This is a genomic window from candidate division WOR-3 bacterium, from assembly GCA_039801245.1.
Classification (GTDB): domain Bacteria; phylum Hydrothermota; class Tepidihabitantia; order Tepidihabitantales; family Tepidihabitantaceae; genus JAOABP01.
Window position 1 is genome coordinate 1 of record JBDRUF010000048.1, and the last position, 13,358, is coordinate 13,358.

Sequence of the window (13,358 nt, forward strand, 5' to 3'; positions counted from 1 at the left end):
AAAACCACCCAGGGGATTGTCGCCTGGAAAAAATTGTTCTTTGGTTAAGTTACGCACCTGCAAGAGATAACTCAATTTTGACCCTGTGAGTTTTGTTTATGTATATATACACTTAGGAAATTGGCAAGCCGCAGCTGGACCTATTTTGAAAGCCTAAATCTGCTCCTCATCATAGAAGAGATTGACAAACTGAACCCCTGGGGTTTTGTTCAGTTCGCCAATGAGTTCCTCACCCTTCTGTTTGTCCTTGAGCCGGACATAAAAGGAGAGTTCAATCTGGTCGGTGTCGCCGAGTGAGCGGACATTTATCGGCGTTATTTTGCTGCAGTGCCGGTCCAAAACCCCCTGATATGGCACCACACCGCCCGGTTGCGGCTGATAACTGAACTGCAAAAGATACTCATTGCGATGGGGAAAGGAAAACCTGGTCTTGAAAAGCACCAGCATTATTATGCCGATGAAGATGGTGCCCAAAAAGGCAATGGCATAAAAGCCAACCCCGGAGGCCATCCCGATTGCCAGGGCAAAGAAGACAAAGACAATGTCCTGGGTGTTTTTCACCGCATGGCGGAACCTGACAACCGACAGAGCGCCCACCAGCCCGAAGGCTCGGGCAAGGTTATTGCCAATCACCATAATCATCACCGCGGTGCACATCGCCAAAAGTATCAAGGTGTTGGTATAGGCAACCGAATAGCCGGGTCCGCGATAGGTCTTGCGATAGAGCCAGGCGATAAAGATCCCGCAGACAAGCGCTGTCCCCACCTTGGCAAAAACCATCGCTGCTGTCAAGGGCAAAAGCCGCAGCTGCACAACAACATTTCTCAATATCTCCATCATATCTACTCCTTACTTAGATAATCTTACAGCGGGCAGAGCCTCAACGGTGTGCCCGATGCCTAAAAGAAACTTCTTTTCCTCTGGGTAAGCCTCAATCCCTAAGGCATATTTTGAGACCGCCAGCCGCTCAAGGTCAAATTGGGTCATAACCCTTTGCAGCCAGCGCGGCAGGGTGCCATAGAACTTGATTTCAAAGACAAACTGGCTGGGCATCACAAACTTCATCGCCCGGTCCAGATAGAGCTCTTTCAGCTGGGGATAAAGCCGGCTGCGGACATTTTTGTCAAATGTCAGGCGCAGGCGCGGGTCAAACCTTGAGAAAAAAGCCTCCCTTTCATAGGCGACCAGAACAACCGGCACCATCCTTTTGCGATGGTAATGGAAAAGAAACCTCTTCAGCGCATCAAGCGCCTGCAGAGACAGGTTGAGGTCAAGGTTGGGGTTGCGAAAGACCCTGTCAAGTTCAGTCCATTTCACCCCTGCCCGATGTTTGCCGATGAAGTCGCCGTTCTTGAACTTTATCTCAAAGAATACGGTGTTATCCGCTGCCTCCTCGTCATAACCGCGGATGCGCAGCTTCTTCTTGAACTGAAACCCGTCAAACTTCTCATAATAGCAGTCAAACCTGCGGTTGTCATAATAGACACTGCGCACCGTATACTCTTTATGGGGTTTTTGCTCGCAAAAAGCGTCAAGCCTAACATAGGGCAAGAGCGCCCTTCGCAGCTCCTCAATTTGCTCAATTGGCACCAAAAACTTGTACTCAAGCCTGCCCTGCGGCATTACGATGCCAGCAGATGTGGAATAGGAGCCGGCTGCCATTTTTATTTTACAACCACCAACCTAACCCGTTGGTAATTTGCTTTGCCACCATCGGTCAGAAAATATACACCCGCAGGCAGACCCCTGACATCATTAACACCGCAGTTGACATCCATCACCTGCTGACCGGAACAATTCAAGAGTTTGCCATTTTTGCCGGAAAAATAAAGACAGTTGCGGACAAGCGTAACCGGCATATTTGTCTCAATATTTGCCAGATGCCCGGGCTCCTCGATGCCAATTGCCTGATAGCGAATGGTGGCAAGGTCATAACCAGTGCCCTGCCCCTCACTTGAACCGGTAACAAAAACCCCGTCAGCGGAGTCAATTGCTATTGCGCTCGCCTCATCCATCCTGCCTGCTGGTCCATCATAACGCCCAACCCATACCTGATTGCCAGAGGCATTATAACCCACTGTTGCATAATCATTGCGTGTTCCTGTGCCGGTGCTGAAGCCGGTTACATAAACAGAGCCAAAGCGGTCAGTTGCAATCGCCCGCGCCTCATCATACCCTGAAGCCTCACCGTCATAGCGCCGCACCCATTCCTGATTGCCGCTGGGGTCATACTTTACCGTGGCATAATCAAAGTCACTGGTCTCACCCTGGCTGTAGCCGGTGACATAAATGTTACCTTCACTGTCAATTGCGATTGCCCTTGCCCGGTCAAGTCCGTTTGCCGGACCATTATAACGCCGCTCCCATTCCTGTTCACCGTTACCTGTGTATTTCAGAGTGGTGAAGTCGGCACCGCTTGCAGACGCAACACTGCCGCCGGTAACATAAACATTTCCCTGTTGGTCAACAACCAGACCAGCCGCCTCATCATCCTCATCTGCCGGTCCATTGTATCTTTTTGTCCAGAGCGTTTCACCGCTGGCGGCATCAACTCTCATGGTAACATAATCCCAGGTTAAATAATAGGGATTGCCGCTGTTGCCAGCAACAAACAGGTCATTATTCATTCCCAATGCCAGATCAACCGCATAATCCTCATCCGCGGTCTGATAACCTGTCTCCCATAAAAGTTGCCCGTAAAGGTCGTATTTCAAAACCGCGATATCCCAGCCGGTGGTGTCCCCACTCTTATAACCGGCAACATAGACATTACCACCGTCATCAATCGCAACCACAAGACCAAGGTCATTGCCATGAGAAGGGCTGTCAAACCTTTTTGACCAGAGTAGGTTGCCATCAGTGCTGTAAACAAGGGTGATAATATCGGCAAAAAGGCTGGTATCAGCACTACCACCTGTTACCGCAACCCTGCCATTACGCACCGCGATTGCCCGCGCCTCATCATTGCCATGGGCAAAACCATCATAGCGCCTCGTCCAGAGCGTCTCGCCCTCAGGGCTGTATTTGATAATAACAATGTCATTTCCGCTTGCCCCTGACCAGCTGGTGCCAACAACATAAACACAACCTTCATTATCAGCCGCAATGTCAATGGCGAAATCATCCCCGTTTGCCACCCCATTAAACCTGGCAACCCAGGTCTGGGTAAACCCGATAGCAAAAGTTGCTAAAATAAAAGTTATTACCAACAGGCGCATATTTTTACTCCTTTATAACTTTTCTCGTAATACTAAATCCACCCTTTGCCTGGGTATCAGTTGGCACAACTTCCAACCTAACAAAATAGACCCCGGCAGGCGCATCCTTCCTTGCATCAAAACTGACCCTGTGCGAGCCCTCATCCTGATAACCATTGACAAGCATTTTGACCCTCCTGCCCAGGGCATCATAAACCGTTAGGTTGACAAAGGCAAGACGGGTTAATTGATAACTCAGGGTAGTTGAGCGCTGAAAGGGATTTGGTGAAATAACCAGGTCCGAACTACGAACGACGAACTGTTCCTGGACCCCGGTGAGATAAGCGCGCGGATATTTTATCACCCTGCCGGTCCACTGGGGTGTCCTATGCTCCCAGACAACCGTACCATCATAGGTGATTTCAAAAACCCTGCCACTTACCGCCTCGTTGATTATCGTATTGCCATTGGGCAGGCGATATGCGCCAGACATATGTGCCGAATAGAAAACCCCGGGATTTGAATATATCCAGGATGGTTCTTCTGGTCCAAAAGCAGAATCAGGATGGATGTAGTAGTGGTCATTGGAATCAAGTGGCGGTGTGATTTCAAGGACACTGGAGTAATCATTCTGTGTTCCCGGCCGGTCGCCGTTATTAAAAACTAAGATATTGCCTTCACCAATCAGCCCAGGCTTTATCCAGTTGGCACCATGAACAACAAAGAAGACCTGGTCGCTGGAGTCGCCGCGGTCATAGTTCTGTGGATTCCCCCAGCGGTAGATAATATCACCACCTTTGCCATGCCTGCCACCGGTATGACCGCGCGCCTCCGCAGTTGTTGTGGAATGGTCAATCACATAAAGTTCATTGAGAAAATGGGAACAGAAAATAATCTCATCCCGCTGTTCATTGTATTCAACGATATTGGCATGAATCCAGTCACCGTACATAAACAGGGTGCCGAGGTTAATGTCAATCAGTTCTGGATGGTCCCTGACAACGCCATAATTTGGTTTGGTGGAATCTACATCCTGAATCAGATGGTCCCAGACATGCCACTCCCAGACAACGCTGTCACCGATCGGGTCATACTCAATAATCTCCTCTGCCCACATATCACCGTTAATATTCACCCGCCCCATCGCCTGTGCCTCTGCCCTGGTTTTTCGGTCCCAGGAGAGAAGCAGGATATGACCGTTGGGCATTGGATGGATGTCGTGGTGCTGCTGGTGGTTGGAATCAGACCAGATGAAACTTCTAATAACATTGCCATCCCAGTCAAACTGCTCAATCAATCCGCCATAAACGCCGCCCCGCATCACCGCACGGGAATAAGCACCAGGACGCCAGAGGGTGCTGTCGGGCATCAGATAGGGCATATAGGCAGGTGTGTTTGAGCAGTTCCAGGTCTTGACTATCTGCCGATTGGTATCAACAAGATAGGTGTTCCGGTCATATACCGGGTTATATAATATCAGCCCATCATAAACCTGCGCTGATGCGATTGCCCAGATAAAAAAGATCAGGGCACCCCCTATCGTTCTTAGATTATTGCTCCTCATAATTTACTCCTTTTCTTATCTTGCCCGAATCATCCTTTGACTTCCTACCTCTTTGCCAGTATTAGTCAAAACTGACAAACGGGCAAAATAGATACCCGGTTTAAGCCGGCTATCAGGTTTAAAAATGACCTGATGCCTGCCTGCATCCTCTTGCCTGTTAATCAGCAAAGCAACCATCCTGCCAATAGCATCATAAATCGCCAGTTGCACAAAACCAGGACGGGCTAATTGATAGTTGAGTTTGGTAGAGCGGTCAAAGGGATTTGGGGAAATGATAAATTCCGAATGATGAACCACGAATTGTTCTTGAACCCCGGTGAGATAAGTGCGCGGATATTTCATCGCCCTGCCGATTTGATAGCCAATATTATATGTCCAGACAACCTCACCGGTTGAATCCACCTCAACAAAACGCCCGGTTGTTCCAAGGATGGCAAAGGTGTTGCCGTTTGGCAACCGATACGCACCACCAAGGTGCTGGGAATAGAATGAACCAGGATTGGAATAGGACCAGGTTGGTGTCCTGGGTCCAAAAGCCGAGTCTGGATGGATATAGTAATGGTCATTGGAATCCAATGGCGGCGTAATCTGAATTATCTCTGAATAATCATTGGCAGTTCCCGGTCTATCACCGTTGTTAAGCACAATGATATCACCTGCACCTGGCATTTCTGGGCGAATCCAGTTGGCGCCATGGACAACATAAAATACCCGGTCTGCTGAGGTTCCCCGGTCATAATTCTGCGGATTTCCCCAGCGGTAGATAATATCACCACCCTTGCCATGCCTGCCACCGGTATGACCGCGCGCCTCCTCAGTTGTTGTGGAATGGTCAATCACATAGATTTCGTGCAGGTTGTGCGAGGTCAAAATAATCTCATCCCGCTCCGCATTATAATCAATTGTGTTGCAGTGCATCCAGTCGCCACCTATAACCGAACCAAGGTTGATGTCAAGCAGTTCCGGGTGCTCGCTCACCACCCCGTAGTTGGGCTTGGTGGAATCAACATCCTGAATCAGATGGTCCCAGAAATGCCACTCCCAGACAACACTGTCATTTTCCGGGTCATATTCTATTACTTCATCAGGCCACATGTCGCTGTAAATATTTTGTCTGCCCATTGCCCGCGCCTCTGCTGCTGTTTTTCGTTCCCAGGAGATAAGAAGGATATGACCGTTGGGCATCGGGCAGATGTCGTGATGCTGCTGATGGTTTGTATTTGACCAGACAAAACTCTTAATAATATTGCCATCCCAAGTATAGCGCTGAATCAGCCCACCATAAGCCGCACCGCGCATTGATGCGCCAGAATAGACATCACCACGCCAGATGGTGCTATCGGGCAGAAGATAGCACATATAGGCACAGGTGTAATTTGATGACCAGGTATTAACCCGCTGACCTGAAGTGTCAATCAGATAGGTATTCCGGCTGTTCATAGGTCCATAAAGTGTCAGCCCGTCAAAAACTTCAGGATGAGCAAACTGAATAAAAGGTATGCTCAAAGCCAATATTATGGCAGGTTTTACATTTATCATCTCCTCCTCCCTTTATCCTTCATAGTTACTTTGTTAAAATTAGTTTCAGGTTTTCACTGAAAACCTCGTTCCGAACATTATATCTCACCTGCAGATGGGCAAAATAAACCCCAGCAGGAATAACCTGTTCATAGGGGAATTTTACCGTATATGTCCCTCTTGGCAAATTTTCTTTTGATACCCACACCTGCCTGCCGCTGACATCAAAAACTTTCAGTTCAACCTCCGCATTCACAGACAAAATATAGCATAAAACAGTTGCATTTTGAAACGGATTGGGAAATGCGCCCTGAAAAAATCTGCACCGCTCAACCGCTACTTGTTCGTTCATGCCGATGCCACTTGCATTCTCTCTCATAAATGTTGGGTCCATGAGGATAAACTGTCCTGTCCCATTGGGGTAACGACCGAAACTGATGTCTGCACTCTGCGGTCCGAAAACAACCCAGTCGAGCCTGCGTCCATCCGGGTCAGAAAAAAGAACCTGCTCGCCCTGTCTGTTTAACTGGAAGTTGCAGTGCAGACCGGGCTGGCTCAAATCATTATCAGCCCAGACCACCAGATAACCCTGAGCTGGAATTACAACATCAGGGAAACTCCACTTGGCAAAATCAAGCGAGTCATCGCTCAGAAGATAGCCGTCAAGGTTCACCGGCGCAGAACTGTTATTATAGAATTCAATCCAGTCATCGTATTCGCCATTAGGGTCCTGAACCGTCCTGACATTGTCTGCCATAATTTCGTTAATAACCACCTGACCAGCGACCGGCAGAACCAGAAACTCATGCTCGGCACGCTCAGGATAGAACGAACCCGCAGAAGAGTTTTCCGCATAAATATAATAATGACACTCGCCTGTACCCAACCGCACCGAAACGCCATAAACACCATCACCAGCAGCGCCATCATTGTGCTGACCATCGTCAAACATTCGCGTCCGGTAAAATTTGAGCCCGGGGTTCTGCCGGTAATTGAGAAAGACCGAATCTGAACCCGTGACCCGTGCAGAGAAATCAACCGTGGTATTGGGTGCGGGCTGCGCAGGTGAACAAAAAACATCCTCAATCACCGGTGCCGGTGCCTGAAAATCAGGCAAAGAAAGGAGAAAATTGACCCTTGGGTTCATCAGTTCCGTCAAGCCCACAATCGCTAAAGGGCCTGAACCAACCGAACGGGTGATATTGTTCAAGAAGTCATTATAGGTATAAAACTTGTTCGGGTCGGCACGAACATAAGAGTCAATCAACCCCTGAATCTCCTCTGCCCGTTCCTGATAGCGGTTGTTGGCAAACCAGTCGCTGATGATGCTTTTCATATGTGCCACAAACATCCTCCGATACCTTGGATTTGATAAAATCTTGCTGACAATCGGATAATTCGGGTCGTTCAGACGCAGAAAAGGGTTGAGTTGCTGCATCTGGCTTAAGGTCAACTGACCGGTGCCAACAAGGTCGCGAAATGCGCCGAAGTTCTCATTCAAATCCCAGATAATGGGATTGAACCGGGCTGAGGCATCTCGGTAAAGATAGAAGTTCTGGGGCATATTTATCGGTGCATCAAGGTTGACCATTAAAATGTCAAATGCGAGCATCCAGAGATGCTGGTCAACATTTAACACCTGTTCGGTATGCAGGGTATGATTGTTGAGCGTATCAAGGAAGTTGATCAGTTGATTCCAGCCCGAGTCTGACTCCAGTTCGTAATAGCCAAGGTATGGGGTTGATTCCTGACCCAGATACTTCCAGACAATCATCGGCACGCTGTCCTTCATCTGCCCTTTGAACCGGGCGTTCTCATCGCAGTAAAAATTGGTGCGCATAAAAAGTTTGTCTACATCCTCACAGTTGGTATAAAGTCCGATAAGGGTGTCATTGACATAGATGTTGGTAAAGTTAGCTCTCCCTGCGGGCATATAGTTGCGGGCAATCTCATAACTCAAAACCTCGCGCACAAAGCTCGGGTCTTTATAAACATTGGCAAGCCTGAGCGTGCCATGCCCTTCAATTGTCTGACCGGCAATGATATAATCAAGTTTGATATTGAACGGGTTCTTGCGCCGCGCCGGGTTATAGGAACTTTTGCCCTTGTATCTCACCCCCACCGAGTCAAACCGCCTGCCGTTAATAACCGCATCACCAATCAGCCTGCCCTCCTCACCCGCAGCATAAAGGCTGTCAAGGATCTCATCCCAGTTGGGCTGGTCAAAATAAAGCCTGATTTCATTAATCTGGTTCAGGTCATAAAACCCTGCTATTGCCACCGCCGCAACCATTAAGAAGAGCCCGCACCTCAACATATCAGTACATTATCTTTTCATTCCACTCCGGTTTGCCCGCTTCGGTGTTGGCGTGGGCATAAACAGCCACTCTGAACCGCCATCAGGCATTCTGCCGTAGGAGGTGTCTGGTTTCTGGGGTCCAAAACTGAGCGTGTCAATTACCAACGGATGCCCGCGCATAATTTCATAAATACCAATCTGCTCGCCCTGAACCGCAGCAAGATTGAAACTGGCGTGCAACTGCCCCTCCTGAGGCTCGTTGTCCGCCCAGACAAGGATAAAACCCTTTGCCGGAATCGTCACATCAGGAAACCTCCATTTGTCTGGTACGGAAAGGTCGTCGCTCAGGCTCATCCCTTTGAGATTAATCACTGAATCACCCGCATTGTAAATCTCAATCCAGTCATCGTAATCACCCACCTCGTCAGCAATCGTTGTCTGATTTGACGCCATAAACTCATTGATAAAGAGAACCCCTTGATAATCAGAGATGCCGGAACTGTTTGCCTCGCCTGGAGTGGGAACGGTCATAAATGTCCATTGACCGCCATCAGGTAGCCTGCCAAAGGATGTGTCCCTTGCCTGCAAAGGGTAGGTTAAGGTGTCAACTATTCCCAGCCTATTGCCATCGGTCCAGTAAAGCCCAATCTGCTCGCCGGATGCGTTCAGTTTGAAAGAGGTGTGCAACTTGCCCTCCTTGAACTCGCCATCGCACCAGATTAACAGATAGCCCTTTGCCGGAATAAAGGTGTCAGGAAATGCCCATTTCATCGGCACTCCAAGGTCATCGGTCAGGTACATTGCCCGCAGATGAACCGCGCTGTCAGCGTCATTATAAAGTTCCACCCAGTCGTCAAAATCACCCGCCTCATCCGCCACTGTTTTGCGGTTTGATGCCATAAACTCGTTGATAAAGATAATACCGGCAAGCGGCGCCTTTACCGGTGCCGCCGATTCCGCACCGCACCCGCCCGCAATCACAAGGATACTTAATAAAACCATCTGGAAAATCCTTTCCTTCACATTGCCTCCTATTTAAAAACTCACCTGAGCCTGAAAAAGCCCTTTGATACCCGGCCTCTTTGCCTCGCCAAGTCCGGTCAAGATGTTTGCCTTGACCTGAAACTGCCGGTCAAGGTGCCAGTTGCACCCTATGGTCAATTCGGTCTGGGAGCCAACCGCACCTTTCCAGTCTGGCACAATATGCTCCAGTCTGAAACAGGGCTCAAACCCATTAATCTGATACCCGGCTTGAACATAGCCACCGAGCATAAAATCCCCGGGAAGAGAATTGCCCCCAATGACCTCACCGTTAATTTGCGCCTGACCGAACTTAAAGGAAAAATCGCCACCAAAGGCATTAATTAGCCTGCCTGTTGCCGAATCATTCCGCTGGGTTGCGTTCAAGCCCAAAACCAGCCCGTGCAAAACCCTGACTGTCAGACGCTCGGCAAACTGCTTGGCATTGTTGTCATCACGCGCCAGCCTGCCCCTATTACCGTTGTAAACCCCGAGCGCGTATCCAACCGGCAAACGCTCGGTAAAAAGTTCGCCCTCAATCGCCAGCCCGATGTCCCTGCCCGGATAACGATAATCACCAAACATCTTGTTTGTCAGCCCGCGCTCAATCAAGAGGAGCCGGTTTGCCGGTGTCAACTCCTCAAGGCTGAAACCTACTTTTCTTCTGCCGGCAAAAAAAATAAAAGCGGGCGAAGCCCGGTAATAGACAAACGCATCCTTTATCTCTAACTGCAACTCATCGGCACCGATTTCCAGTTCTCCACCAAACCGCGGCTGGCTGTATTCAGCCTTGAGCCTTACTCGCCTGAGAATAAAACTGTATCTTGGATAAACTCCGGTGCGGAAATCAGAGAGAAACTGGGTATGAACATAACCACCGATTCCAACCGCATCCCCCTTTTTGGCAAAAACCGGTAGCGCTCCTATCAGGTTGAGAGTAAGGCAGAGGCATAATGTATTCGGAATTGACAAATTGGAAAAACGAGGAAATGCCTGATTCGGCATTGACCATTATAATAAAATCACCTCCTTCTGTCAAGATTTGAGGTTTGCGGTTTAGTGGGAATCAACTAAACTCAAAGGACTGTTATTTTCCTGCGCCCTGTCCTTCTGCCTCAAGGCTTCTCAGCCATCCCTCCACCATTAAACCTTTATCCGGCAACCGGTCACGATTTTGCAACGCCTTCTGATACCAATCCCTTGCCTTCTGTTGTTCCCCCTTCTTCTGATAGCATAAGCCCATAATTGCCATCGCCTTGGCATCGTTTGAATCAAGTTCTATTGCCCTTTTCAGATCGGCAATAGCCGGGTCATACTCGCCCTTGTTGGCATAGGCAAGACCGCGGTTGGTATAGGCTTCGCCCTCATTCGGTTTTAGTTCTATCACCTTTGTCAGGTCAGCAATAGCTTTGGTATGCTCACCCTGATTGGCATAGGCACCTCCACGGTTGTTATAGGCCTGGACATAGTTGGAGTCAAGCTCTATCGCCCTGCTGTAGTCAGCAATTGCTTTGGTATACTCGCCCTGGGAATAATAGGCGTTCCCGCGGCGGAAATAGGATTGAGCCTCATTTGGATTTGATTCAATCGCCCTGGTGTATTCTGCTATCAAACTGTCACTAATCCTCTTGGCTTTATCGGCTTCACGGGCTTTCGGTTTTGGTGCACAAAAGCAGACCATTACTACCGCGGCAAGCGCCAGTTTGAGAAGGTTTAAGTTCATTTTAATACCTCCTGTTTGGGTGATTATATGCCCGATTATCCCATTGTCAAGGATAGGACTGATTTTTCCTCTGCTGTTTTAGAGAGGTATCCGAGAGTTGCTCATTGGCGTATCCGTGGTTCGGGAGGAAAGCGGTCTTTGAGGGATTCCGGGTCTCTTTTTCCTCTTCCTTGATGAGAGACGAAAGGTGAGAGTGTCATTCCCGCGCAAGCGGGAATCCACTTCGCATTATTGCGACGCAAAATTTTGCCTCTCCATAGAAAATTCTAATGTTTCCCTCAACCTTTTATGTTTATGTTACTCCAATTCTTTCAACAATTTTAGCAGTGTTTCCTGCTGTTTATAGGTGAGCCGGCCTCTCTTTTCCCACGCCTTTAAATACCATTCCCTTGCCCTTTCTTTGTCGCCTTTCTTCTGATAGCAGGCACCCAAACCTATCATCATGTTGACAAGATTTGGATTCAGTTCTATTGCCTTTGTAAAGTCTGCGATTGCAGGGTCATAATCCCCCTTCTCATATAAGACAAATCCGCGGTTAACATAGGCTTCAGCATAGTTTGGGTTCAGTTCTATTGCTTTGGCGTAATCGGCAATTGCAGACTTATAATCACCTTTTTTAAAATAGGCATTACCGCGGTTATAATAGGCTTCGGGATATGCTGGCTTGAGTTGTATCGCCTTAGTAAAATCGGTAATTGCAAGGGAATATCTGCGATCGAAAGCATAAACATTCCCGCGGTTGAAAAAGGCTTCGGCAAGGTTTGGATTCAGTGCAATTGCTACGTTACAATCCTGTAATGCCTTGGCTGTATCGCCTATAAGATAATAAGCATTACCGCGATTGTTAAAAGCTACATCGAGTTTTGGATTTAATTCTATTGCCTCTGTGTATTTCTTAATAGCCCCCTTGTAGTCTTGTTTTTTATGGCATTCCAGTCCTTCTTCGAATTTCTTACGAGATTCTTTTTCCATGTCAGTTTCCTCGTCATCTAGAGGCGCTGATTCTCCTAATGCATTCTCACTGCTCGCATTCACTTCTACCATTAATATTCTCTTTATTTCTTTAACTTCACTGAGAATTCGCTTTTGTTCTTTCGGTCGTCGGACAAAAAGATCATATAAAACAAAAAATAACGAGCCAATCGAACATATCCCGGCAAAGATTGCGAATAATTGTTGCTGCTTTAGTAATAAATACACGGTTAATATACCACCAAAGATACAAATGATAATTAATATTATTCTTGGCACCACTCTAGTTTACCTTTAGATATTAATAATGTCAACCTTCTGTATAAGTCAAATACATTTGCGACTTTTATTGCCTCATTGCTTCGCGGAACCTGCCCCGAGCGGAGAAAGGGATTCTTCCACTTCGGTCGGAATGACAGGGCGAGGGGTCAGAAATGACGAAGGAGGGGCTCGGAATGATAAAGGGATTGGGTCATCTCCACCTTTGCGGAGAAATCCCTTTGGGTTTCAGCCCAAATTGCATAAAGTGGATTCCCGCTTGCGCAGGAATACCAGAAGGAGGGGAAGGAATAATAGAAAGGGACAGAAATTACATAAGGCAATTAAAAGGGCAAAGTGAAAAATGCAAAAGTCAGAATTTTGCATTGTTGGTTTTACCCATTAACTTTTGCACCGGATTCTGTTGAACTAAGTTAAAATTATTACTTACGGAGACCTCTATTAGTAGTATATATATTCAATATTCTATACAATATATTGTATAAAAGAGGGGAAATTCTCCACTTCGGTCCGAATGGCAGTTTGACCAGGGGGGTCACTCCCCCGGTGGTTATCAGGATCAGAATGGTTTTTAGTTTTTGGCTTTTAGTTAAACCAAGAACCAGGAACAATAAACTATGAACTTATTGGCGGGAAACAATGGGCGCAAAAGGGTTAAGGTTTACACTTGACAGTTATTGTATTGGTGCTATGCTTGTCTATGATATGCGTATATGAGGATGAGGGTAGCAAGAACTTTGCCCCTTTGGTTGACCTGCGCGCGGTATTTGAGTTGCGCTTTGGCTG

10 protein-coding genes are annotated in these 13,358 nt (G+C 47.8%); all 10 read right to left on the reverse strand.

Annotated features, from left to right (window positions below):
• Positions 1–153: 153 nt before the first annotated feature.
• Complete coding sequence (locus tag ABIK47_06900; GenBank protein ID MEO0020345.1) at positions 154–840, reverse strand: DUF4956 domain-containing protein; 687 nt, start codon at positions 838–840, stop codon at positions 154–156.
• Positions 841–849: 9 nt separating this feature from the next.
• Positions 850–1,662 carry a polyphosphate polymerase domain-containing protein gene (locus ABIK47_06905; GenBank protein ID MEO0020346.1) on the reverse strand — a complete coding sequence of 271 codons (813 nt, stop codon included), beginning with the start codon at positions 1,660–1,662 and terminating at the stop codon, positions 850–852.
• 2 nt (positions 1,663–1,664) lie between these two features.
• The gene (locus ABIK47_06910; GenBank protein ID MEO0020347.1) at positions 1,665–3,218 is read right to left on the reverse strand and encodes an SBBP repeat-containing protein; all 1,554 of its coding nucleotides are present in this window, start codon (positions 3,216–3,218) and stop codon (positions 1,665–1,667) included.
• Between the two features lie 4 nt (positions 3,219–3,222).
• Positions 3,223–4,761: an aryl-sulfate sulfotransferase gene (locus ABIK47_06915; GenBank protein MEO0020348.1), complete on the reverse strand. Its 1,539-nt coding sequence runs from the start codon at positions 4,759–4,761 to the stop codon at positions 3,223–3,225.
• Between the two features lie 15 nt (positions 4,762–4,776).
• Complete coding sequence (locus ABIK47_06920; protein MEO0020349.1) at positions 4,777–6,300, reverse strand: aryl-sulfate sulfotransferase; 1,524 nt, start codon at positions 6,298–6,300, stop codon at positions 4,777–4,779.
• Positions 6,301–6,325: 25 nt separating this feature from the next.
• Positions 6,326–8,572, reverse strand: a complete 2,247-nt coding sequence (locus ABIK47_06925) for a CotH kinase family protein (protein ID MEO0020350.1) — start codon at positions 8,570–8,572, stop codon at positions 6,326–6,328.
• Between the two features lie 33 nt (positions 8,573–8,605).
• Positions 8,606–9,601, reverse strand: coding sequence for a lamin tail domain-containing protein (locus tag ABIK47_06930; protein MEO0020351.1), 996 nt, complete (start codon positions 9,599–9,601; stop codon positions 8,606–8,608).
• Positions 9,602–9,613: 12 nt separating this feature from the next.
• Positions 9,614–10,603 carry a porin gene (locus tag ABIK47_06935; protein ID MEO0020352.1) on the reverse strand — a complete coding sequence of 330 codons (990 nt, stop codon included), beginning with the start codon at positions 10,601–10,603 and terminating at the stop codon, positions 9,614–9,616.
• 82 nt (positions 10,604–10,685) lie between these two features.
• Positions 10,686–11,321, reverse strand: a complete 636-nt coding sequence (locus tag ABIK47_06940) for a tetratricopeptide repeat protein (GenBank protein MEO0020353.1) — start codon at positions 11,319–11,321, stop codon at positions 10,686–10,688.
• Positions 11,322–11,618: 297 nt separating this feature from the next.
• Positions 11,619–12,572 carry a tetratricopeptide repeat protein gene (locus tag ABIK47_06945; GenBank protein ID MEO0020354.1) on the reverse strand — a complete coding sequence of 318 codons (954 nt, stop codon included), beginning with the start codon at positions 12,570–12,572 and terminating at the stop codon, positions 11,619–11,621.
• Positions 12,573–13,358 lie beyond the last annotated feature (786 nt).

Bases quoted from the DNA above. Each gene is read 5' to 3' on its own strand.
- ABIK47_06900 (MEO0020345.1), bottom strand. From the start codon at position 840: ATGATGGAGATATTGAGAAATGTTGTTGTGCAGCTGCGGCTTTTGCCC.
- ABIK47_06905 (MEO0020346.1), bottom strand. From the start codon at position 1,662: ATGGCAGCCGGCTCCTATTCCACATCTGCTGGCATCGTAATGCCGCAG.
- ABIK47_06910 (MEO0020347.1), bottom strand. From the start codon at position 3,218: ATGCGCCTGTTGGTAATAACTTTTATTTTAGCAACTTTTGCTATCGGG.
- ABIK47_06915 (MEO0020348.1), bottom strand. From the start codon at position 4,761: ATGAGGAGCAATAATCTAAGAACGATAGGGGGTGCCCTGATCTTTTTT.
- ABIK47_06920 (MEO0020349.1), bottom strand. From the start codon at position 6,300: ATGATAAATGTAAAACCTGCCATAATATTGGCTTTGAGCATACCTTTT.
- ABIK47_06925 (MEO0020350.1), bottom strand. From the start codon at position 8,572: ATGGTTGCGGCGGTGGCAATAGCAGGGTTTTATGACCTGAACCAGATT.
- ABIK47_06935 (MEO0020352.1), bottom strand. From the start codon at position 10,603: ATGCCGAATCAGGCATTTCCTCGTTTTTCCAATTTGTCAATTCCGAAT.
- ABIK47_06940 (MEO0020353.1), bottom strand. From the start codon at position 11,321: ATGAACTTAAACCTTCTCAAACTGGCGCTTGCCGCGGTAGTAATGGTC.